This is a genomic window from Bradyrhizobium sp. Bra64 (genome assembly GCF_024519875.1).
GTDB classification, from domain to species: domain Bacteria; phylum Pseudomonadota; class Alphaproteobacteria; order Rhizobiales; family Xanthobacteraceae; genus Bradyrhizobium; species Bradyrhizobium japonicum_G.
In genome coordinates this window covers 1-21,869 of the sequence record NZ_JALJRD010000021.1, presented here as the reverse complement: position 1 = coordinate 21,869, position 21,869 = coordinate 1, and the positions used below count along the sequence as shown (strand labels likewise).

The following is a 21,869-nucleotide window of genomic DNA, read 5'->3' as shown; positions in this document are numbered from 1 at the left end:
TGGCAGCAGAGCATCGGGGCAGCCCCGACGGTCTCGGCATCGGCCAGCGTCGAGCGCTGAGGCGCAAGCCGGACGCTGCCCTCTGCGGACTCTGATTTCCGGCTAAATTCGGTTTCCAAACCGCGCCACGCGAGTATTCTGTGATTGGCCTGCTGCAGGGAAGGCAGGCGGAGCCGCAAAGGGCCTGCGGAATGCGACCGCACCGCCGCTTTGCACCAGGATACCCGCAAGGAATTAGACGTGAAACATCTCCGCAGTCCCGAAATCGACGCCCCCAAGATGGTCTGGCGGGCGCCGACGTTCAGACACGGATGAACGACTTCGCACGCTCCATCGCTGCCGCCTTCACGCTGATTGGCGAGGCCGACGCCGAGCTTCTGGGCATCGTCGGGCTGTCGGTCCGCGTCAGCCTGACCGCTAGCATCGTCGCGCTCTTGATCGGCGCGCCGTTCGGGGCCCTGCTTGCGATCGCTCGTTTTCGCGGGCGGCAGGTCATCATCGTGCTGACCAATGCCCTGCTTGGTCTTCCGCCCGTGGTGGTCGGGCTTGCGCTTTATCTTCTGCTGACGCGGTCAGGCCCGCTCGGGGCAGCCGGGCTGTTGTTCACGCCGGCGGCCATGGCGATCGCGCAGACGCTGCTCGCCACACCAATCGTGGTGGCGCTGGTGCACCGGCCGGCGAGCCTGCTGTGGGCGGAGTATGGCGACCTGGCGCGGATCGACGGACTGTCGACGCTGCGCAGCATGGCGCTGCTGCTCGCGCTGGGCCGGACCTCGCTGCTGACGGCCTTTCTCGCAGCCTTCGGGCGCGCGATCGCCGAGGTCGGCGCCATCATCATCGTCGGCGGCAACATCCGCGGCTTCACGCGCACGATGACGACCGCGATCGCTCTGGAGACCAGCAAGGGGGACCTGCCGCTGGCGCTGGGGCTCGGATTGATCCTGCTCGCGCTCAGCGTTGCCGTGTCGACCGTCGCCTTCCTGCTAGTGGGACGCGTTGGGGAAAAATAGCTGCTCGCCGCCGACCTTGTAGCCGGCGATCGCCTCCTGCCCCTTCGGCGAGACCAGCCAGTCGATGAAAGCCTGCCCGTCCTGCGCCTTCACGTTCGAATGCTTCGCGGGCTTCACCAGCATGACCCCGTACTGGTTGAACAGCCGCTTGTCGCCCTCGGTCAGGACGGCAAGCTCGCCTCGATTCTTGAATGACAGCCAGGTGCCGCGATCCGACAGGAGATAGGCATTCGACGACGACGCCATGTTCAGTGCCGGCCCCATGCCCTGGCCGATCTCGCGATACCAGCCGTCCTTGCCCGCACCGAGGTCGACACCAGCCTCCTTCCACAGCCTCAGCTCGGCAGCATGCGTGCCGGATTTGTCCCCCCGCGAGATGAACGTCGCCTTCGCCGCCGCGATCTTGCGCAACGCCTCGGCAACATCCTTGCCGCCGGCGATCTTTGCAGGATCGCTCTTCGGCCCGACAATGATGAAGTCGTTGTACATGACGTCGAAGCGCTTCACGCCATGCCCTTCGGACATGAACTTGTCTTCGGCCGGCCTGTCATGAACGAACACCACGTCGGCGTCACCACGCCGCCCGATGTCTAGCGCCTGGCCGGTGCCGACGGCAACCACCTTCACATCGATGCCCCCGGCTTTCGAGAACAGCGGCAGCAGGTAGCCGAACAGGCCCGACTGTTCCGTCGACGTCGTCGAGGCCACGGTGATGGTGCGATCCTGCGCGGATGCGATCGTAGACCAGAGCAGAACCGCCCCGAGGGTGATTATCCTATTCATGCCTCGTCCTTACCCCAGATGCCCGATGTTCCAAACCCTATCGTCGACAGAGGCGTGCGGGAAACCCCGACATTCGCCGCAACGCGCCTGGTCATGATCCTCGCGACGCTCCCTTACCAGGAACGTCCGCCCCGCGCGCAAGTTGTCACAAGGTCATTCGCGTCGGCGGCACTGCACCGTGGTCGCAGTCGCACGGGAGAAGACAAGCCTGCGCGCGATGTAGGCGTCGATGTTCTGCAATTGGTCCCACCTACATTGACATCAGTGTGACGGCCGGGGCAGTTTTTTGTATTGTTGGCGAATCAGCGATTGCCTCACGCCCGAGTACCTCTTGGACAACTGCCAGTGCTTTCGAGACTGATATCGTTGCTGCGCCGCATCCCTGCGGTGAAATGGGCGTTCACGAAGCTACGGCCGTTGCCGCACGGCGGCAGCATCGACACCGGGCAGATCGCGGCAGGCGATTCGCCCGCCATCGTTGCCGACATTACGATCGTGACTCCGGTTGCCGAGGACGGCACTGCGATCTCTCTCGTCGCGGAGATCCCGTCGGCAGCGCCAATCCAATTCAGCGTCAGCGGCGATTCATCCGTGGAGACACCGACAGAGGTCGAGAGGGTCGTCGCGGAAAAGCTGTCTGTCACGCCGGTCGAGGTCGCGAGCGAGCCGGTCGAAGCCACTGAACCCACAAGCAACGATCCGCCTGTGGAACTCTCGACATGCGTTGCCCCCGTCGTCGCGGAGGAGGCACCGGTCTCGTTGATCGACCTCGAACACGCAGTGGACGATGCTCCCGTTGTCACCGTCAACGACGATCTCTCCTCCGACGTCGTCGTGGATGTCGAGCCCATCGTCGTCGATCACTCGCGTGTCGCGCATGCAGGCAGCGAGGTCTCTCCGATCGGGCACGGTTCAGACAGTGTCGATGGTTCCCCGTCCCCCCTCGTCGCAGCAGAGATCGAACCGGTCCCCGCAAATGATCTTGCGCCGGTCGCTGCCACCACGGAGAACTCTTCTGCCGACACGCCGGACGTCATCACGAATATCGTGCCGGAGCCGGTCCTTGAGTCTTCCGCTCCCGAGATTCGCAGTGCGCCGAAAGCTCGCGCGAGAACCGCAGAACCCGCCGACCGCGCCGCGCTGATCCGGCAGCGCTGGGCGGAGACCGGGATCAGAATGTGGAATCCGCGGCTTCACGGCGCAGGCGATGCCACGCTGAACATCCAGGGCAGCGTCGGGCTGCTGCCGCCCGCGCCCGGCGAGACCATGCCGCGCTACGACAAGCTCGAATTCAGGATGCTCGGCGGGCAGATCGTCTGCGAGGGCGTCATCGTCGAGGCTCCCACGCAGGCGAGCCATCGCAGCTTCACCCACCTCGCCGGGCCCGCGAAGCTCGAGCGGGCCCGCGAACCGATACGGGAGCGCCAGGCCGCTCTCGCCTGATCCTTCTTTTCCTCGGTGATGATGCGCGCGATGCTCCAGGCTTCCCGGTGCTGACGAGTCTTCCTTGGCTCGCCTTTGGCGCAAACTATGGCCAGCCGCCTGCCCGCGGTCAAACGCCAACCGGCTGAGTGGCCGCAATGGCCGCCATGCTCAAATCGTAGAGGCACCGTTATTCCGCGCATGCCGTGAACTTTTCCGGACATGTGGGGCGTTGCTGCCGAACCTCGCGCGACGTAGCTTGCGCCCCGGTCGAACCACGGCCGGTCAAAACGACAAGAACACTTTTGGAGGAAACCATGAGAAAGCTCACGGCCGCGCTATGCGCATTGGCGCTATCGGCAACCGGCGCGCAGGCGCAAACCATCAAGGACTTCCTGGCGGTAGCCATGAAGAAATGGACGGCGCCGTTCGACCCGTTCCAGCTGATCGACAACATCTACTATGTCGGCACCGACGGCATCGCCGTCTACGTCATCAAGACCTCACAGGGCCTGATCCTGATGGACACGGCGATGCCCCAGTCGACCGGAATGATCAAGGACAACATCGCAAAGCTCGGGTTCAAGGTCGCCGACATCAAAATCATCCTGAACACGCACGCGCATCTCGACCACACCGGCGGCTTTGCCGAGATCAAGAAGGAGACCGGGGCGCAGCTCATCGCGGGCGAGCGCGACAGGCCTCTGCTCGAAGGCGGCTATTATCCAGGCGACGAGAAGAACGAGGACCTCGCCTTCCCGGCGGTGAAGGTCGATCGCGCCGTCAACGAAGGCGACAAGGTCACGCTCGGCGACACCACGCTGACGGCACATGCAACGCCCGGCCATTCCCCGGGCTGCACCAGCTGGGAAATGACCGTCAAGGACGGTGGCCAGGACCGCGAGGTGCTGTTCTTCTGCAGCGGCACGGTGGCGCTGAACCGGCTGGTCGGCCAGCCGACCTATGCCGGCATCGTCGACGACTACCGCACGACCTTCGCCAAGGTCAAGGCGATGAAGATCGACGTGCTGCTCGGGCCGCATCCGGAAGTCTATGGCATGCAGGCCAAACGCGCCGAGATGAAGGATGGTGCGCCGAACCCGTTCGTCAAGCCCGGCGAGCTCGCAACCTACGCCACCGGCCTGTCGGAGACTTTCGACAAGCAGCTCGCCAAGCAGACGGCGGCGCTGGAGAAGAAATAGCATTCATCGGGAAGGCGCACACCTTGCCTCGACGAGGAGAGGTGTGCGAGCACGGCGGCTCGGACCGTTGGCCATGCGATAGTATATTGCGCCCCTCGACGGCGCCGGGACGCCTGCTGCAAAGGTCGTGGCCTGAGGCCAGGAACGGGCGCGCTACTTCGTCAGGCTCGGCAGATCGAGACCCTTGTCACGGGCGCAGTCGATCGCGGTCTCGTAGCCGGCGTCCGCATGGCGCATGACGCCGCTGGCTGGATCATTCCAGAGCACGCGCTCGATCCGCTTTGCGGCCTCCGGCGTGCCATCGGCGACGATCACCATGCCGGCATGCTGGGAATAACCGATGCCGACGCCACCGCCATGGTGCAGCGAGACCCAGGTCGCGCCGCTGGCGCAATTGAGCAGCGCGTTGAGCAGCGGCCAATCGGACACCGCGTCCGATCCGTCTTTCATCGCCTCGGTCTCACGGTTCGGGCTCGCCACCGAGCCGCTGTCGAGATGATCGCGGCCGATCACGATCGGCGCTTTCAATTCGCCGCGCGCGACCATCTCGTTGAAGGCAAGGCCAAGGCGATGACGATCGCCAAGACCGACCCAGCAGATCCGCGCGGGCAGGCCCTGGAACTTGATGCGCTCCCTGGCCATGTCGAGCCAGTTGTGCAGATGCTTGTCATCAGGCATCAGCTCTTTCACTTTGGCATCGGTCTTGAAGATGTCCTCGGGATCGCCCGACAGCGCGGCCCAGCGGAACGGCCCGACGCCGCGGCAGAACAGGGGACGAATATAGGCGGGAACGAAGCCCGGAAAATCGAAGGCGTTCTTCAGGCCCATGTCCAGCGCCATCTGGCGGATGTTGTTGCCGTAGTCCAACGTCGGGATACCCTGCGCGTGGAAATCCAGCATGGCCTGGACGTGCTCGACCATCGAAGTTTTTGAGGCACGCTCCACCGCCTTCGGATCGAAGGCACGCTTGTTTTCCCAATCGGCGAGCGTCCAGCCCTTCGGCAGATACCCGTTGATCGGGTCGTGCGCGCTGGTCTGGTCGGTGACGATGTCCGGCTTGACGCCGCGCCGGACCAGTTCGGGGAAAATCTCCGCGGCATTGCCGAGCAGGCCGACCGAGACCGCTTTCCTGGTCTTCGCCGCCTCGGCCATGATCGCGAGCGCCTCGTCGAGTGTCGCAGCCTGCCGATCGAGATAGCCCGTGCGCAGCCGCATCTCGATGCGGCTCGGGTGGCATTCGACCGCGAGCATCGAGGCGCCGGCCATGGTCGCGGCCAGCGGCTGCGCGCCGCCCATGCCGCCAAGGCCAGCGGTGAGAATCCATTTGCCGGCGAGGCTGCCGCCGTAGTGGCGTCGGCCGACCTCGACAAAAGTCTCGTAAGTGCCCTGCACGATGCCCTGGCTGCCGATATATATCCACGAGCCCGCAGTCATCTGGCCGAACATCATCAGGCCCTTGCAATCGAGCTCGTTGAAATGGTCGAGCGTCGCCCAATGCGGCACGAGATTCGAATTCGCGATCAGCACGCGCGGCGCATCCGCATGGGTGCGGAAGACGCCGACCGGCTTGCCGGACTGGACCAGCAGCGTCTGGTCGCCTTCGAGCTCGCGCAGCGAGGCGACGATCCGGTCGAAACTCTCCCAGTCGCGGGCGGCGCGGCCGATGCCGCCGTAGACGACGAGCTCGCTCGGACGTTCCGCCACATCAGGATCGAGATTGTTCATCAGCATGCGCAAGGGCGCTTCCGTCAGCCAGCTCTTGGCGCTGATCTCGCTGCCGCGGGGCGCGCGGATGGTGCGGTCATTGTCCAGTCGGCGGTTCATGCGGAAACCTCTTCAGTCAAGCTTCGGGAACGGATCGGTCGGAAGCGCCGTGAGTGCCACGGCCGGCAGCGCATCGGCCTCGACGAGCGCGGCGGCCTTGGCGAGATCCCCGGCCATGTACCGATCGGCACCGAGCGCCGGCACATGTTCGCGAAGCGCGGCAATGACGGCGACTAGCGGCGCGCTGGTCGCGTGCGGCGCGCGCAGCGTGATGCCTTGGGCGGCGACCAGAAGCTCGATGCCGAGGATGGCGGCGAGATTGTCGGCCATGTCCGACAGGCGCCGTGCAGCATGCGCGGCCATCGAGACGTGGTCTTCCTGATTGGCGCTCGTCGGCGTCGAGTCGATCGAGCAGGCCGCCGCGCGCTGCTTGTTCTCGGCATAGAGCGCGGCCGCCGTCACCTCGGCGATCATGAAGCCGGAATTGATGCCGGGATCAGGCGTCAGGAATGGCGGCAGGCCAAAATTGAGCGCGGGATCGACCAGCGTCGCGATCCGCCGTTCGCTGATCGCGCCAATTTCCGACAGCGCAAGCGCAATTGTATCGGCCGCAAACGCCACCGGCTCTGCGTGGAAATTGCCGCCCGAGACGATCTCACCGGTCTCGACCAGGACGAGCGGATTGTCGGTGACGGCATTGGCCTCGACGATCAGCGTGCGCGCGGCCTGCGTGATCAGATCGAGAGCGGCACCGGCGACCTGTGGCTGGCAGCGCAGGCAATAGGGATCCTGCACGCGCTCGTCGCCTTCGAGATGCGACAGGCGGATGTCGCTGCCGTCGAGCAGCGCCATCAGGGCTGCCGCCGCCGCGATCTGCCCGGCATGGCCGCGCAGCGCCTGAATTTCCGGACGGAACGGGGCTGTCGAGGCCATTGCCGCGTCCACGGACAGCGCGCCGGTGACGAGCGCCGCGCGCGCCAGGCGAAATGCGCGCAGCCCGCCGGCCATGGCATAGGCGGTCGAGAACTGCGTTCCGTTGATCAGCGCGAGCCCCTCCTTGGGGCCGAGCGTCAGCGGCGCGAGGCCGGCGGCGGTGAGCGCTTCGCTGCCCGATACTGTCCTGCCATCGACGATCGCCTGCCCTTCACCGATCATCACCGCCGTCATGTGCGCAAGCGGCGCGAGATCGCCGGAGGCGCCGACCGAACCCTGCTGCGGCACCAGCGGCGAGACGCGCCGCGCCAGCATGTCCTGCAACTGCTCGATCACCTCGCGGCGGACGCCGGAGGCACCACGCCCGAGCGAGACGATCTTCAGCGCCATCATCAGCCGAACGATCGGCTGCGGCGTCGCCGGACCGACGCCGCAGCAATGCGAGACGATGAGATTGCGCTGAAGCAGCGCGGTCTGATCGGGCGGAATCCGCTTCGAGGCCAGCTTCCCGAAGCCGGTATTGATTCCGTAGACAGGCGCTGCGGCCTGAGCGGCCTTCGCGACGATCGCCGCAGCCGCCTCGACGCGCGGCCAGAACGAGGCATCGAGCACGACGGGCGCGCCCTCCAGCACGCGCACGAGTTCGTCGAGGCTGACCGCTCCAGGCTTGACGACGACCGCTGCGTCCTGCTCCGTCACTGTCCCCTCCACACCCGGCGATGCAGCGGATTGAAGCCGATGCGATAGACCAGCTCGGCGGGCCGCTCGATGTCCCAGATCGCGAGGTCGCACCATTTGCTGGCTTCCAGCGTGCCGGTCTCCTGGAGCACGCCAAGAGCACGCGCGCCTTCGCGGGTGACACCAGCGAGGCATTCGGCGACTGTCATCCGGAACAGCGTCGCGCCCATGTTCATCCCGAGCAGGAGCGAGGTCATCGGTGAGCTGCCGGGATTGCAGTCGGTTGCCAGCGCCATAGGCACGCCGTGCTTGCGGAACGCTTCGATTGGCGGCTTCTGCGTCTCGCGGATGAAGTAGAAGGCGCCGGGCAGCAGCACAGCCACCGTGCCGGCCTTCGCCATCGCGGCAACGCCGGCCTCGTCCGTGTGCTCGAGATGATCGGCCGAAAGCGCCGAGAATTTTGCAGCAAGCGCAGCACCGCCGAGATTCGACAGCTGGTCGGCGTGAAGCTTGACCGGCAGCCCAAGTCCCCTCGCCGTCTCGAAGACCCGCGCGGTCTGCTCGCCTGAAAAAGCGATGCCCTCCATGAAGGCGTCGACGGCATCGGCGAGACCGGCCTTTGCCACCGCGGGCAGCATCTCGTTGCAGACCAGATCGATGTAACGATCCTTATCACCCTCTGCTTCGACCGGCAGCGCATGTGCGCCGAGAAAGGACGTACGGATCGCAACCGGCCGCTGTCGGCCGAGGCTGCGCGCGGCCGCCAGCTGCCTCATCTCGGTCCCGGCATCGAGACCATAGCCGGACTTGACCTCGACCGTGGTGGCGCCCTCGCCGATCAACGCATCGAGCCGCGGCAGCGCGCCTGCCACGAGCTCGGCCTCGCTTGCCTTGCGCGTCGCGGCTACCGTCGAGACGATGCCGCCGCCGGCGCGCGCGACCTCCTCGTAGCTCGCGCCCTTCAGGCGCAGTTCGAATTCATGCGCGCGATTGCCGCCATAGACGAGATGGGTGTGACAATCGACGAGGCCCGGCGTGATCCAGCGCCCCTCGCAATCGATCCGCTCGATCGCGTCCGCATCCGCCGGAAAGTCAGCTTTTGCGCCGGCATGGACGATGTGGCCGCCGCGCGTGGCGATGACGCCGCGCTCGATCTCGCCGAGATCGGGACGGTCGGCCCGCATCGTGGCGAGGCGGGCATTATGCCAGATCCGGTCGAAACGTTCTGCCATGCAATCGTCCCTTCCGCGGCTATCCGTGCGCCCTGGGATGCTTGACTTATATGTCTAGACATATAATCGTGGGGCGGTTCTGTCCAGCCGGCATGGAAACATGACACGACTGCATTTCGCCTCCGCGCTCCTGCCTTCGGGCTGGGCCAATGACGTGCAGGTGGTGATCACCGCCGGCGCGATTGCCGAGGTAACGCCGGGCGTGGCGCCGTCCGTCGGCGACGAGCGCCACGAAATCGCGCTGCCGGGATTGGCGAGCCTGCACAGCCACGCATTCCAGCGCGGCATGGCGGGACTTGCGGAGCTGCGCGGCGACAGCACCGACACCTTCTGGACCTGGCGCGAGACGATGTACCGTTTCGCGCTGGCGATTACGCCGGATGACGTCGTCGCCGTCGCGACACTGCTGTATGTCGAGATGCTGGAGCAGGGCTTTACCCGCGTCGGCGAGTTCCATTATCTGCACCATGATCGCGACGGCTCGCACTACGCGGACCTCGGCGAGATGGCCGCGCGCATCGCGCAGGCCGCCGAATCGTCGGGCATTGGGCTGACCCTGCTGCCGAGTTTCTATGCGCATGGCTCGTTCGGCGGCGCGGCGGCGCATGACGGCCAGCGCCGTTTCATCTGCTCGGTCGATCAATTCGCCGATTTGATGAGCGCATCGCGCAAGGCGATCGCAGCATTGCCGGGCGCGAATATCGGCATCGCCCCGCACAGTTTGCGCGCGGTGACGCCGGAGGAACTTGCAGCCATCATTCCGCTCGCAGACGGCGGGCCCGTGCACATTCATGCCGCCGAGCAGGTGAAAGAGGTCGAGGATTGCCTGGCCTGGTCGGGACGGCGGCCGGTGCAATGGCTCCTGGAGCATGCGCCCGTCGATCAACGCTGGTGCCTCATCCACGCGACCCACACCACCAATGAGGAAGTGGCCGCCTTCGCCAAGACAGGCGCGGTCGCCGGCCTCTGCCCCATCACCGAGGCGAGCCTCGGCGACGGCATCTTTCCGGCCCGCGAATTCCTCGATGCCAGCGGCGCCTTCGGTGTAGGTACCGATTCCAATGTGCTCGTGGGCGTCGCCGACGAGTTGCGCCAGCTCGAATACGGTCAGCGGCTCAAGCACCGCGAGCGCAACGTGCTCTCCGCGGGAGCGGGCCGCTCGACAGGACGCACGCTGTTCGATCATGCGCTCGCTGGTGGTGCGCAGGCATTGGCACAAGGGACGGTCGGACTTATGCCCGGTGCATGCGCCGACATCGTTACGCTCGACATAGATCATCCGTCGCTTGCGGGGCGCCAGCGCGATGCGGCCATCGACGGCTGGATCTTTGCGGCGGGCAGTGGCGCGATCGATTGCGTCTGGGCCGGCGGCCGCAAGGTCGTCGAAGCTGGCCGGCACAGACAACGACAGCGCGCGCGCGAAGACTTCAACGCATCGGTGCGGAGGCTCATTGCATGAGTCTCGCCACTGCTGCTCCTGACCAGCCGACGCTCTACAAGCGGATCCGGGCTGACATCGAGAAGCGCATCCTGACCGGCGAGTGGCCGCCTGGACATCGCATCCCGTTCGAGCACGAACTGGTCGCGCGCTACGGCTGCTCGCGCATGACCGTGAACAAGGCATTGTCTGAGCTCGCGCAAGCCGACCTGATCGAGCGGCGGCGGCGCGCGGGCTCTTTCGTCCGCCGGCCGCAACACCAGTCTGCCGTGCTCAAGATCGCCGACATTCGCGCCGAGATTACCGCGCTCGGCCGCGGCTACGGCTACGAACTGATCGGCCGCAAGCTCCGCACTGCGACCGCTGCCGACCGCGAGCGTCTCGGCGTCAGGAAGGCCGGCAAGGTGGTTGCGATCACCTGCCGGCACAGTGCGGATAAGGTGCCATTTGCCGTCGAGGACAGGCTGATCGATTTGTCGTCGGTGCCGGATGCCGCGACCGCGGATTTCTCGCGCGAGCCGCCCGGCTCGTGGCTGCTTCATCATGTCCCATGGACGGAAGCCGAGCATACGATCAGCGCCATCGTCGCGGATGATCGCACGGCGGAAGCGCTCGACATCGCCGTCGGCGCACCCTGCCTGGTGATCGATCGCTATACCTGGCGCAGCGCACGCACCATCACCGCGGTGCGGCTACTTTATCCCGGTGACTCTCACCGCCTTGTCGCCCGATTCAAGGGAGGCTGAGAGGATATGTCGGCACAAATCGTGCAACGATTCGGGCAACGGTCCATTGGGACCGACAATGATCAACAGGACGTCAATCCATCGATCGGCAAGAGGACGACAATCATGCGTAGTTCGAAAGTTTTTGCGACAATCATTGCCCTCGCGGCTTCCACTCCGGTGCTCGCCGACGACGTCAAGGTAGGTGTCGGCATCTCCGGATGGACCGGCTTTGCGCCGCTGACGCTGGCAAAAGAAGCCGGCATCTTCAAGAAGAACGGCCTCGACGTCACCATTAAGAAGATCCCGCAGAAGGACCGCCACCTCGCGATCGCCTCCGGCGACGTCCAGTGCGCGGCGACGACGGTCGAGACCTGGATTTCCTGGAACGCCAATGGCGTTGCGACCAAGCAGATCTTCCAGCTCGACAAGAGCTATGGTGCCGACGGCATGGCGGTGCGCAACGATCTCGCCGCGATCAAGGACCTGAAAGGCAAGACGGTTGCGGCCTCCGCGCCCGGCACCTCGCCCTATTTCGCGCTGGCCTGGATGCTGAAGAAGAATGGCTTGTCGGTGAAGGACGTCACTGTCGTGAACCTTGAGCCGGCGGCTGCAGCGCAGGCCTTCGTGTCCGGCCAGAACGATGCCGCCATGACCTATGAGCCGTATCTCTCCACGGTTCGTGCCGCGCCCGACAAGGGCAAGATCATCGCGACCACGCTCGACTATCCGATGGTCATGGACACGTTCGGCTGCACGCCGAAATTCCTCACCGAGAATCCCAAGGCGGCCAAGGCGCTCGCCGACAGCTATTTCGAGGCCCTCGACATGATCGCCAAGGATCAGGTCAAGGCCTATGAGATCATGGGCGCCGACGTGAAGCAGACCGGCGAGGCTTTCGGCAACTCGGCAAAGTATCTGCGCTGGCAGGACAAGGCCGCGAACCAAAAGTTCTTCGCCGGCGACTTCCTGACCTTCAACAAGGAAGCAGCCGACCTCCTGCTCGAGATCGGCATCATCAAGGCCGCGCCGAAGGTCGAGGACCTCTTCGACGCGAGCTACATCAAGTAGATCTGCAAGAAGCCGCCGGCCTCGTCCCGCGACGGGGCCGGCAAATCTGTTCACCGCCCGGATAGACCCTTGATGCGTCCCCTGGATCCCGTGACGTCGAAGCAGCGCGTTGCCTATGGGCTTGCGTTCTTCGCGGTGTTCGTCGCCCTCTGGTCGTGGGCGACCTTCGGCGGCCATGTGTCGAAAGTGTTCCTCGCCAACCCGCTGACCATGGTGCAGGAAGGCGTCGACCTGATCACCAAGCAGGGCTTCCTGTTCGACATCGGCATGACGATCTGGCGCGTCGTCGGCGGATTTGTGCTCGCCGCGATCATCGCGGTGCCGCTCGGCGTGTTGATGGGTGCCTACAAGCCGGTCGAAGCCTTTCTCGAACCCTTTGTTTCCTTCGCGCGCTATTTGCCCGCCTCGGCCTTTATCCCACTCCTGATCCTGTGGGCCGGCATCGGCGAGTTGCAGAAACTGCTCGTCATCTTCATCGGGTCGGTGTTCCAGGTCATTCTGATGGTCGCGGTCACCGTGGGTACCACCCGGCGCGATCTGGTCGAGGCGGCCTATACGCTGGGGGCCAACGACCGCGGCATCATCCGCCGCGTGCTGCTGCCCTCCTCCGCGCCCGAGATCGCGGAAATCCTGCGGCTGGTGCTGGGCTGGGCCTGGACCTATGTCATCGTCGCCGAGCTGATCGGCTCGTCCTCGGGCATCGGCCACATGATCACCGACAGCCAGGCGCTACTCAACACCGGCCAGATCATCTTCGGCATCATCGTGATAGGGCTGATCGGCCTGCTCTCGGACTTCCTGTTCAAGGCGTTCAACGCCTGGCTGTTTCCGTGGAGGCTGGCATGACCACGCTCAAGATCGAGCAGGTCTCGCGGACCTTCCCCGCGCGCCACGGCAACGCGCCGACCAGGGCGCTGGAGCCGACAGATCTCACCATCGGCAATAACGACTTCGTCACCATCCTCGGCCCCTCCGGCTGCGGCAAGTCCACGCTGCTGCGCATCGTTGCCGGCCTCGATCGTCCGACCGGCGGCCGTGTGGTGCTCGACGGTCGCGAGGTGACCGGCCCGGGCGCCGATCGCGGCATGGTGTTCCAGTCCTACACGCTGTTCCCCTGGCTGACCGTGCGCGAGAACATCGCCTTCGGCCTGCGCGAGCGCGGCGTGCCGCAGGACCAGCGGAACAAGATCGCTGACGCCTTCATCCGCCAGGTCGGATTGTCCGGCTTCGAGAACCACTGGCCAAAGCAGCTCTCCGGCGGCATGCAGCAGCGCACCGCAATCGCCCGCGCGCTCGCCAACGATCCGAAGATCCTGCTGCTCGACGAGCCCTTCGGCGCGCTCGACAACCAGACCCGCGCCCTGATGCAGGAGATGCTGCTGGGGATCTGGGAGCGCGACCAGAAGACCGTGCTGTTCGTCACCCACGACATCGAGGAAGCGATCTTCCTCGGCAGCCGCGTCATCGTCATGAGCGCCCGTCCCGGTCGGATCAAGGCCGAGATCAATGTGGACCTGCCGCATCCGCGCTCCTACAAGATCAAGACCACAGCCGAATTCGTCCAGCTCAAGGAACGGCTGGTCGAGGAGATCCGTACCGAGGCGTTGAAGGTTGCCGAACATGCCTGACACTTTTCCGCGCGCAAACGGGATGCGGGTTCTTGCCGATCTCAATGCCCTCCGCGCCATCGGCGCCTACAAGACCGGCGTGCACAAGCCGACCTTCTCCGAACCGCACAAGCAATCGCTGGACTGGCTGGTACACAAGCTGCCCGAGGCCGGCCTCGCGGCCGCGATCGACGGGATCGGCAACGTCTTCGGCACCAGCGCGAAGGCCGCACCGAAGCTGCTGGCGGGCTCGCACCTGGAAAGCCAGAATTACGCCGGCTGGCTCGATGGCCCGCTCGGTGTCGTCTATGCACTTGAGGCCGCCCGCGCGCTCAATGCCGATGCTTCGCTCAATGGCGCCGTCGAGGTCGCCGCCTGGTGCGACGAGGAAGGACATTTTGGGCACTTCCTCGGCTCGCGCTCCTACGTCGGGCAGGTGACCGAAGCCGACATCGACGCCGCCCGCGACCGCACCAGCGGTCGCACCATGCGCGCGGCGCTCGCCGACATGGGGCTCGCAGGACGACCGCGCACCAACGCCGAGCCGGGCCGTCACGTCGGATATCTGGAGGCACATATCGAGCAGGGCGACACGCTTGAGAGCGAAGGCCTTGCGGTCGGCGTCGTGACCTCCATCGTCGGCATTTGGCAATACCAGATCAATTTTGTCGGCGCGCAGAACCACGCCGGCACCACGCGCATGGCGGCGCGCAAGGATGCCGGGCTAGCGCTGGCCAAATTCTGCGTTGCGATCGACGAGCGCTTCCCGGCCGCGTGCGGTCCGCGCACTGTCTGGACCACCGGTCGCATCACGCTCGATCCGGGCGCGCCCAGCATCATCCCCGGCGGGGCAGAGATGCTGTTCCAGATCCGCGACGACGATCCGACCGTCATTGCGCGGCTGGAGGGGTTGCTGAAGGCCATGGCGGCCGATGTCAGCGCGCAGGGCCCCTGCACCGTCACCGTGGAGAAACTCCGTACCGGCGCGCCCGCCATGATGAACGCGGGTATCCAGGATGCGATCGAAGCCGCCAGCAAGGCCCTGGCCGGCGGACGATCCGTTCGCATGCCCAGTGGCGCCGGCCACGATGCGCAGATGCTCGCGACGATCATGCCCGCGGGCATGCTGTTCGTGCCGTCGATCGGCGGCATCAGCCATCACTGGACCGAGAACACCGCCGACGCCGATATCGTCACCGGCGCGCAGGTGTTCGTGGACGCCTGCCGGCGGATACTGACGGGCTGACGGATCCAATCTGTGTGCGAGGGTCATGACCGCGAGTGAACCTTATACGGAGCCTACGACCGGCTATTGGCAGGATCTGACGCGGGAGATCCCCGCACGCTTCCCGGCGACGTCACTCTATCGCTTCGGCTATCCCTTGACACTGCCGTGCGGCAGCATCCTCGTCCTGCCCCTGCGTCAGCTTCCCGATGGCGATCGCGCCGTCGCTTCGCTCATCGCGAACCAGGCCTCAAATCGCGTTGTCGCAGCGCTGGCGGACCATATGGCGACACAGGCGCGATGATGCGATCTCGACCGGCGCAACCGCGATCGCAGCCGTGCGTCTGTTGCAGTGAATTGGCGCCGACATTGCCGGCATGGTCGTTGCGATGAAGCAAACCAATCGCTGGGAGGCCGCGACCGCAATGCTGTCCGTGCCCTTCCCGGTTCGGGCGGTATACGGCTGCCCGCTGTTCCAGCGCGATGAATCCGGCTGGATACCGCTGACCGAGACGCAGCCCGCCATTCCCTGATCAGAACGACGTGCCGCCGCCGAACCTGAATTCCTGGACGGTATCGTATTTGCCCTTCGTGATCGGCACGGCATAGTCGAAGCGCAGCGGCCCGAACGGCGAGGCCCAGATCAGGCCGACGCCGACCGACGATCGCACCGTGTTGCCGTCGTCATATTGCAATCCGCAGGTCGGGCAGGCCTTGGTGTTGACCTCGCCGGTGGCCGTCCAGGACGTCGGCCCCTGATAACCCCAGAGCGAGCCGGCATCGGCGTAGACCGCGCCCTTCAGGCCGACCTCCTTGGGCAGGAACCAGAACGGCATCTGCAGTTCCATCGACGCGCCCCAATATTTCGTGCCGCCGAGGGCATCGCCGCTGACACCTAGGCTTGCGTAGGTGATGTCGCGCGGACCTATGCCGTTTGAGGCAAAGCCGCGCACGAGGTTCGGCCCCATCTGGAAGTGATCCAGCATGCGCAAGTCCTGGTCGCCGAGCTTGCTGAGGATGCCGCCCTGGAAGTGGATCACGCTGACGATCTCGGAGACCAGCGGCGTGTAGTACTTGGCGTCCATCGCAGTCTTCAGATAGGTCACGTCGCCGCCGACCCCCGCGAAGTCTTGTTTGAAATCGATCAGCAGACCGTCGGTCGGGTTCTTGGTGTTGTCGAGCGTGTTGTAGGTCAGCGTGTAGCCGAGCGCCGAGGTCCAGGTCCGGCCGTTCGCCAGCTCCTTTCGGACCGGCAGGCTCGACTCGCCGTCGCCGTAGCAACCGTATCCGTAGACGCCAGAATCCGTGGAATTGGTCGGGTCCACGCCGCCGAGGACGTTCTTGATGTAGGCCGGTGTCGGGTTGTACGCCAGCGACGAGTTGGCCGCGTTGTTGTTGCAGTTGTTATAGGCGCTGGCGAGCGTGATGCTCTGCTGGTAGAGCGAGTAGCGCAGCTGGAGCGAGAGATCTTCGCGCAGCGCAAAGCCCAGGCGCGGCGAGAATCCTAGCGTCGTCACGCCGTAGCTGGTGTAGCTGTTCGACAATTGCTGGCGCCAGGTGACATCCATTCCGAGTGCAAGGCGGTAATCGAGCAGATACGGCTCGACGAACGACAGCGATATGCCGCGCGAATACTGGCCATAGCTGACCGACGCCTTGGCGTAGAGCCCCTTGCCGAACAGGTTGCGTTCGGAAATCGAGACTTCGGCCAGCGCGCCGTCGGTCGTGGAGTAACCGCCGGAGACTGAGAAGTCACCGGTCGATTTCTCTTCCATGTCGACGATCAGGATCACGCGGTCGCTCGACGAGCCCGGCTCGGTGACGATCTTGACGCTCTTGAAGTAGTCGAGGTTCTTCAGGCGCCGCTCGGCACGGTCGACCAGGGCGCGGTTGTAGGCGTCGCCCTCGGAGATATCGAATTCCCGACGGATGACGTAGTCGCGCGTGCGGGTGTTGCCGCGAAGGTTGATGCGCTCGATATAGGTGCGCGGGCCCTCGTCGACGTTGAACACGACCGACACGGTGTGCGCCTCGAAGTTGCGGTCGCCGCCGGGACGAACCACGGCGAAGGCATAACCGCGGCGCGAGGCCTCCACCTGCATCTCTTCGGTAGACTTCTCGACCGATTCGACGTTGTAGAGCGAGCCGACGTTGACGCGGGAAAAGCTCCGCAACGAACTGGGATCGAAGTTCGGAATGCTGGAGCGGAAGTCGACGCTGCCGACGCGGTACTGGGAGCCTTCCTCGATCTTGAAGGTGACGAGAAAGCCCTTCTTCTCCGGATCGTATTCGGTGAGCGCGGCCACGACCTGGACGTCGGCAAAGCCGTTCTTGAGATAGAAGCGGCGGAGCAGGTCGCGGTCGGCTTCGACGCGGTCGGGATCATAGATGTCGTTGTTGCCGAGGAAGCTGAGCAGATTGCTCTCACGCGTCTTGATCACGTCGCGCAGACGCGAAGCCGAGTAGGCGCTGTTGCCGATGAACTCGACCGATTTGACGCCGGTCTTGACGCCTTCCTGGACCGTGAAGATGAGGTCGACGCGATTGCTCGGCTGCTCGATGATTTCGGGCGTGACGCGCACGTCGTAGCGGCCCGAACGGCGGTAGATCTCGGCGATGCGCAGCGTGTCCGACTGCACCAGGGCCCGCGAGAAAGTCCCGCGCGACTTGGACTGGATTTCGGCCGAGAGCTGCTCGTCCTTGATCTTCTTGTTGCCCTCGAAGGCAATGCGGCCGATCACGGCATTTTCCACCACCGACACCACGAGATGGCCGCCGGCCTGGCCGATCTTCACGTCCTGAAACAGGCCGGTCCCGACCAGCGCCTTGAGACCCGCATCGATCGCGGGCTGATCGAGGCGGCCGCCTGCGCCCGGCCTGAAGTAGGAACGAACCGTCTCGGCCTCGACGCGGCGGTTACCTTCGACCACGATCGCCTCCGCCGCCTGCGCGGCGGCCGGTTGCGGCAACAGGGCAAGCGGAAGTGAGCTTGCAATCGTTACGCCGCACATCACCACAACGATCAGCCAGGTCCGCAAAAACGACATTCCACACCTCAAGAACACTCACCTGCTCTGAAACGAAACGGCTGTGGCCGCGGTGTGGCTTTGAGATTGCTGCACTGTTTCCGGTCGTTGAATTTGATGGGGTGAGCGGCCGCGCGGGCGTCGCGGCCGCGACGACCACGCGCGCTGTCGGCGGCGAATGGCCGACGTCGAAGCTGCCCCGCATGGGGCCCGCCCATGCAGGCGTCCGGAAACATCGCGCAACGTCCGAATTCTTTACAGACCTCCAGGCGGGTGCGAGAGGCGACGGCATCAGGAACTCGCATGGGGTATTTGCCGATGAACGCGCTTGTCATGACCGGAACGGCGCTGGTCGCCATCTTCGCCTCGACCCTCTCCGCTCATGCCGCGACGGCAGGCAAGCGCGACCGACAACAGACGCCACAAGGCGCGGTCTATGACTACGGTCCGCGCGGCCCCAACCGTTCGTACCAGTCCGGTCCGGGCACCCGTATCTATGTGAGCAAACGGTCCTGGCTGGATGGCGGGACCGAGGTGCTGCCGGGCGAGCGCAAATTCACCGACTACGCGTTGCCGCCAGGCACCTCCTTCGCCCGTGGCAACAACAACCGGCCGCTCGACCGCCAGCCTCTGAGTCCCGACACCGATCTCGGCGGATTTGCGCAGCGAATCCCGATTTCCTGGTGACCGGCTTGCGACATGCTCGGCGATCGCCTCGATAAGCGAGACGACCGACAACGCCCCGCCACATTCGGCAACTCCATCGATCGGAGCGCCAAGATCGCGCGAACGGAGAGGCCGTACGCGCATCTGCCGCACGCGGCTTGATTTGGTCGTCGAACGAAAACTCGCGCGAACATCTCGCCTATTCCACACGCATCTTGAATCATTCCAAAATCGCTCACACGCAGCTTCAAGCAATTCCATTTTGCGCGTGTGGAATTCCGACTGCTTCACCAATAGAACTCCGCGTCGATCGACGCGCGTCTGCATGCAGCAGCGCGTTCGCGCGATATCAGTTCGGCGAAATTGGGAAGCATCATCCGTGGGCATGGCTTTGTCGGAGAGGAAACATCGTTGGCTTGGAACGACAGCTGCGATCGAGGCGACGATGTTGGGTTCGATCGCATTCGTAGCTGTCGAAGCATTGTCTTCCCAGGCACAGGCCCAGACCAGCAACCTGCCGCCGGTCACCGTCGAAGCGCCGGACCCAGCGAAAAAGCGCAGCAACGTCGCATCCAATCAGCGTACGTGGTCTTTGCGTCCTGTTTCGGCGAGCCGGCGCAACAACGTGGCGGCCAATCAGAATCGGACCCCACAGGCGACTGGACTCGTCACAGCCGGAGCGACAACCGGTTATGTCGCGACCAGCAGCTCCGCCGGCACCAAGACCAACACGCCGTTGATCGAAACGCCACAGTCTCTCACGGTCGTGACCAAAAAGGAGCTGGAGGATCGCAACGTTCAGACGCTGAAGGACGCCATCAACTACACGCCCGGCGTCACGACCTCGGCCTTCGGCTACGATCCACGCTTCGACAGCTTCTACATTCGCGGTTTCGACGCGACCTACACCGGCATCTATCGCGACGGCCTGCGTCAGGGCGGCGGCAACTTCGTGATCCCCAAGATCGAGCCCTATGGGCTCGACAGCGTGACGATTCTCCGGGGACCGGCCTCGGGCCTTTATGGCCTTGGCTCTCCGGGCGGCATCGTCGACGTCACGACGAAGCGGCCACCAATGACTGCGTTCGGCGAGGTGCAGTTGCAGGCGGGCAATTACGATCGCTACCAGGGCAGTTTCGACGTCGGCGGACCGGTTCCCGGCAGCGATCAACTGTACTACCGGCTCACGGGCTTGCTGCGCGACGCAAGAACCTGGTTTCCCGGCAATGACGACGACCGGGCCTATATTGCGCCGGCCCTGACCTGGAAGCCGAACCTCGATACGGCGTTCACGATCCTCGGAGAATATCAGACCAGCCGCACTGCCGCGAGCATCGGAAACGCGCGCACGGCCGACGGGAAGCTGACCAACATCTATTCGAACGATCCGGCGTTCAGTGCCATGGACCAGAAGCAGTTCCGCATTGGTTATGCGTTCGAGCACAACGTCAACGACACCTGGACGGTACGGCAGAATTTCCGGTTCTATCAGGTCGGCGTGGACGCGAAATACACCCAGATCGATTCTCTCGACACCACGACCCAGACCGCGTCGCGTTCGGCCTGGCGCATCGTGGACAATCTCAAGACGGCGACCCTCGACAATCAGGCCGAGGCCAAGTTCATGCTTGGCGCGGTCAGGAACACCGTCCTGTTCGGCCTGGACTACAGTCACCAGCATTACGACGACAAGATCGGGTACGGGCCGGCGCCAGATCTCAATCTCCTGACCATGAACTACGGCGCCCAGGCGAAATCCTCGCCGCCATTCTCGATCTTCACCAAGCAGTCGACCGACGAAGTCGGAGTCTACGTGCAGGAGCAAGCCAAGTTCGGGGGCTTCATTCTGACGCTCAATGGTCGTCAGAGCTGGGTCTCGCAGAGCACGACGACGACGCTGGACGGAACGCCGGAGACCCAGAAACCTTCGGCCTTCATTGGCCGCGCGGGCCTGAGCTATCTCTTCGACAACGGAATTGCGCCCTATGTCAGCTATGCCACGTCGTTCAGCCCGCAAACCGGCGTCGACGTGACAGGGGCCACGTTCAAGCCCACCACCGGCGAGCAGACCGAAGCGGGCATCAAGTATCAGATGCCGAACGTTCCGCTGCTGTTGACGGCCGCCGTGTTCGACATCAAGCAGGACAATGTTCTGCGCACCAATCCCGACAACATTGCATTCCAGGCCGCAACCGGACAGATCGAGTCCAAGGGACTGGAGCTCGAGGCCGGGCTGACACTCAAGCCAGGCTTCGATTTCACCGCTGCCTACACCCATCTCAACGTCGTGATCACGCGAGGCAATGCCGATACCACGGGCAATCAGTATTCCGGCATCCCGAGGGACTCGTTTGCGACGTTCGGCAAATACACGTTCCAGTCCGGCACGCCTTTCGAAGGACTGGGACTGGGCCTCGGTGCGCGCTACATCGGCGCCAATTTCGGCGACGACCAGAATACGTTCGAGAATGCGGCGAAGACATTGTTCGATGCCGTGATCGATTACGATGTCGGCAAGCTCGACCGGAGATTCCAGGGCGCCTATATGCGCGTGAACGCGACCAATCTGTTCGACAAGCAGTACCAGACTTGCCAGGCCGGTTATTGCTATGCCGGCGAGCGGCGCCAGGTATTCGGCACGTTGAGCTATCGGTGGTAGCCGAATTCGTCCCACATCGTCATTGCCCACTCCCGTCTCCCGGACGCGCTGCAACGCGAAGCGTTGCCGCTCAGAGCCGGGACCCGGAAGTTGCATGGCGGAATGCGGAGACATGGGCCCCGGCTCAGCAGCGCACCGCACCGGACGAAGCTGCGCATCGCCGGGGAAGTTGCGCTGCGTCCGGGGCACGAGAGTGAGGGAGACGCTCGATCTCTCGACATCGCCACGGCGGACAAGTCGCTGCGCTCGCAATGACGGAGCAAGGGGCGGCATCGCGTTCCTCCGATACGCATTTCGACTTGCAGGCACGGCTTCGCATCCTCGCGGCACAATTCGCCCGAGCTTTGCTTCGTTTCTCCACCCTCTTTAAGCCAAGAGGGCGCAGGGAAGGCCGGGTGCCGGCTGGCACCCGCGGTCCGCTGCGCGAA

Annotated in this window: 18 protein-coding genes; 13 read left to right on the top strand and 5 right to left on the bottom strand. The window is 64.5% G+C overall.

The features are described from left to right. The first annotated feature begins 311 nt into the window (after nt 1–311). Nucleotides 312–1,010 carry an ABC transporter permease gene (locus NR187_RS32780; protein WP_256809177.1) on the top strand — a complete coding sequence of 233 codons (699 nt, stop codon included), beginning with the start codon at nt 312–314 and terminating at the stop codon, nt 1,008–1,010. On the opposite strand, the gene NR187_RS32775 is transcribed toward NR187_RS32780, so the two are convergent. After that, nucleotides 984–1,793 (bottom strand): extracellular solute-binding protein, encoded by an 810-nt coding sequence (locus tag NR187_RS32775; protein WP_256809176.1) that lies wholly within the window; start codon nt 1,791–1,793, stop codon nt 984–986. The genes NR187_RS32780 and NR187_RS32775 overlap by 27 nt on opposite strands. 366 nt (nt 1,794–2,159) lie before the next feature. On the opposite strand from NR187_RS32775, the gene NR187_RS32770 reads away from it, so the two are divergent. Both NR187_RS32770 and blaBJP read left to right on the top strand, forming a co-directional pair. Then, complete coding sequence (locus NR187_RS32770; RefSeq protein WP_256809175.1) at nt 2,160–3,236, top strand: hypothetical protein; 1,077 nt, start codon at nt 2,160–2,162, stop codon at nt 3,234–3,236. Nucleotides 3,237–3,532: 296 nt separating this feature from the next. Continuing rightward, complete coding sequence (blaBJP, locus tag NR187_RS32765) at nt 3,533–4,417, top strand: BJP family subclass B3 metallo-beta-lactamase (RefSeq protein WP_211387044.1); 885 nt, start codon at nt 3,533–3,535, stop codon at nt 4,415–4,417. Nucleotides 4,418–4,570: 153 nt separating this feature from the next. Here the strand turns inward: blaBJP and hutU are convergent, their stop codons facing one another. Genes hutU through hutI form a run of 3 tightly spaced genes read right to left on the bottom strand, consistent with a single transcriptional unit; the run spans nt 4,571 to nt 9,024 of the window. Beyond that, nucleotides 4,571–6,241 carry a urocanate hydratase gene (gene hutU, locus NR187_RS32760; RefSeq protein WP_256809174.1) on the bottom strand — a complete coding sequence of 557 codons (1,671 nt, stop codon included), beginning with the start codon at nt 6,239–6,241 and terminating at the stop codon, nt 4,571–4,573. A gap of 12 nt (nt 6,242–6,253) precedes the next feature. After that, nucleotides 6,254–7,813, bottom strand: coding sequence for a histidine ammonia-lyase (gene hutH / locus NR187_RS32755; RefSeq protein WP_211387042.1), 1,560 nt, complete (start codon nt 7,811–7,813; stop codon nt 6,254–6,256). After that, a complete protein-coding gene (hutI, locus tag NR187_RS32750; protein WP_256809172.1) occupies nt 7,810–9,024 on the bottom strand; it encodes an imidazolonepropionase in 1,215 nt (404 codons plus the stop codon). Before hutI ends, hutH begins: the two co-directional genes overlap by 4 nt. A gap of 100 nt (nt 9,025–9,124) precedes the next feature. On the opposite strand from hutI, the gene NR187_RS32745 reads away from it, so the two are divergent. From NR187_RS32745 to NR187_RS32710, 8 genes are all read left to right on the top strand, one after another. Beyond that, the gene (locus NR187_RS32745; RefSeq protein ID WP_256809171.1) at nt 9,125–10,483 is read left to right on the top strand and encodes a formimidoylglutamate deiminase; all 1,359 of its coding nucleotides are present in this window, start codon (nt 9,125–9,127) and stop codon (nt 10,481–10,483) included. Continuing rightward, complete coding sequence (gene hutC / locus NR187_RS32740) at nt 10,480–11,208, top strand: histidine utilization repressor (RefSeq protein WP_256809169.1); 729 nt, start codon at nt 10,480–10,482, stop codon at nt 11,206–11,208. Before NR187_RS32745 ends, hutC begins: the two co-directional genes overlap by 4 nt. Before the next feature lie 105 nt (nt 11,209–11,313). Further along, entirely contained in the window at nt 11,314–12,258 is a 945-nt protein-coding gene (locus NR187_RS32735) for an ABC transporter substrate-binding protein (RefSeq protein WP_256809167.1), read from the top strand. Nucleotides 12,259–12,330: 72 nt separating this feature from the next. Continuing rightward, nucleotides 12,331–13,104, top strand: a complete 774-nt coding sequence (locus tag NR187_RS32730) for an ABC transporter permease (RefSeq protein ID WP_211387115.1) — start codon at nt 12,331–12,333, stop codon at nt 13,102–13,104. Further along, the gene (locus tag NR187_RS32725) at nt 13,101–13,886 is read left to right on the top strand and encodes an ABC transporter ATP-binding protein (RefSeq protein WP_211387037.1); all 786 of its coding nucleotides are present in this window, start codon (nt 13,101–13,103) and stop codon (nt 13,884–13,886) included. The genes NR187_RS32730 and NR187_RS32725 overlap by 4 nt, the downstream gene beginning before the upstream one ends. Further along, the gene (locus tag NR187_RS32720; RefSeq protein ID WP_211387036.1) at nt 13,879–15,111 is read left to right on the top strand and encodes a Zn-dependent hydrolase; all 1,233 of its coding nucleotides are present in this window, start codon (nt 13,879–13,881) and stop codon (nt 15,109–15,111) included. Before NR187_RS32725 ends, NR187_RS32720 begins: the two co-directional genes overlap by 8 nt. Nucleotides 15,112–15,136: 25 nt before the next feature. After that, on the top strand, nt 15,137–15,394 hold the full coding sequence (locus tag NR187_RS32715; protein ID WP_256809166.1) for a hypothetical protein: 258 nt from the start codon (nt 15,137–15,139) through the stop codon (nt 15,392–15,394). Between the two features lie 85 nt (nt 15,395–15,479). Then, a complete protein-coding gene (locus NR187_RS32710; RefSeq protein ID WP_249129657.1) occupies nt 15,480–15,623 on the top strand; it encodes a hypothetical protein in 144 nt (47 codons plus the stop codon). Here the strand turns inward: NR187_RS32710 and bamA are convergent, their stop codons facing one another. After that, nucleotides 15,624–18,101 (bottom strand): outer membrane protein assembly factor BamA, encoded by a 2,478-nt coding sequence (bamA, locus tag NR187_RS32705; protein WP_372703289.1) that lies wholly within the window; start codon nt 18,099–18,101, stop codon nt 15,624–15,626. A 333-nt stretch (nt 18,102–18,434) separates the two neighbouring features. On the opposite strand from bamA, the gene NR187_RS32700 reads away from it, so the two are divergent. Further along, the gene (locus NR187_RS32700) at nt 18,435–18,803 is read left to right on the top strand and encodes a hypothetical protein (RefSeq protein WP_249128837.1); all 369 of its coding nucleotides are present in this window, start codon (nt 18,435–18,437) and stop codon (nt 18,801–18,803) included. A gap of 604 nt (nt 18,804–19,407) precedes the next feature. Continuing rightward, nucleotides 19,408–21,441 carry a TonB-dependent siderophore receptor gene (locus NR187_RS32695; RefSeq protein WP_256809162.1) on the top strand — a complete coding sequence of 678 codons (2,034 nt, stop codon included), beginning with the start codon at nt 19,408–19,410 and terminating at the stop codon, nt 21,439–21,441. Nucleotides 21,442–21,869: the final 428 nt, after the last annotated feature.

Coding starts and splice junctions, on each gene's coding strand:
- NR187_RS32780 (WP_256809177.1), top strand. CDS start 312: ATGAACGACTTCGCACGCTCCATCGCTGCCGCCTTCACGCTGATTGGC.
- NR187_RS32775 (WP_256809176.1), bottom strand. CDS start 1,793: ATGAATAGGATAATCACCCTCGGGGCGGTTCTGCTCTGGTCTACGATC.
- blaBJP (WP_211387044.1), top strand. CDS start 3,533: ATGAGAAAGCTCACGGCCGCGCTATGCGCATTGGCGCTATCGGCAACC.
- hutU (WP_256809174.1), bottom strand. CDS start 6,241: ATGAACCGCCGACTGGACAATGACCGCACCATCCGCGCGCCCCGCGGC.
- hutI (WP_256809172.1), bottom strand. CDS start 9,024: ATGGCAGAACGTTTCGACCGGATCTGGCATAATGCCCGCCTCGCCACG.
- NR187_RS32745 (WP_256809171.1), top strand. CDS start 9,125: ATGACACGACTGCATTTCGCCTCCGCGCTCCTGCCTTCGGGCTGGGCC.
- hutC (WP_256809169.1), top strand. CDS start 10,480: ATGAGTCTCGCCACTGCTGCTCCTGACCAGCCGACGCTCTACAAGCGG.
- NR187_RS32735 (WP_256809167.1), top strand. CDS start 11,314: ATGCGTAGTTCGAAAGTTTTTGCGACAATCATTGCCCTCGCGGCTTCC.
- NR187_RS32730 (WP_211387115.1), top strand. CDS start 12,331: ATGCGTCCCCTGGATCCCGTGACGTCGAAGCAGCGCGTTGCCTATGGG.
- NR187_RS32725 (WP_211387037.1), top strand. CDS start 13,101: ATGACCACGCTCAAGATCGAGCAGGTCTCGCGGACCTTCCCCGCGCGC.
- NR187_RS32720 (WP_211387036.1), top strand. CDS start 13,879: ATGCCTGACACTTTTCCGCGCGCAAACGGGATGCGGGTTCTTGCCGAT.
- NR187_RS32715 (WP_256809166.1), top strand. CDS start 15,137: ATGACCGCGAGTGAACCTTATACGGAGCCTACGACCGGCTATTGGCAG.
- NR187_RS32710 (WP_249129657.1), top strand. CDS start 15,480: ATGAAGCAAACCAATCGCTGGGAGGCCGCGACCGCAATGCTGTCCGTG.
- bamA (WP_372703289.1), bottom strand. CDS start 18,101: ATGTGCGGCGTAACGATTGCAAGCTCACTTCCGCTTGCCCTGTTGCCG.
- NR187_RS32700 (WP_249128837.1), top strand. CDS start 18,435: ATGAACGCGCTTGTCATGACCGGAACGGCGCTGGTCGCCATCTTCGCC.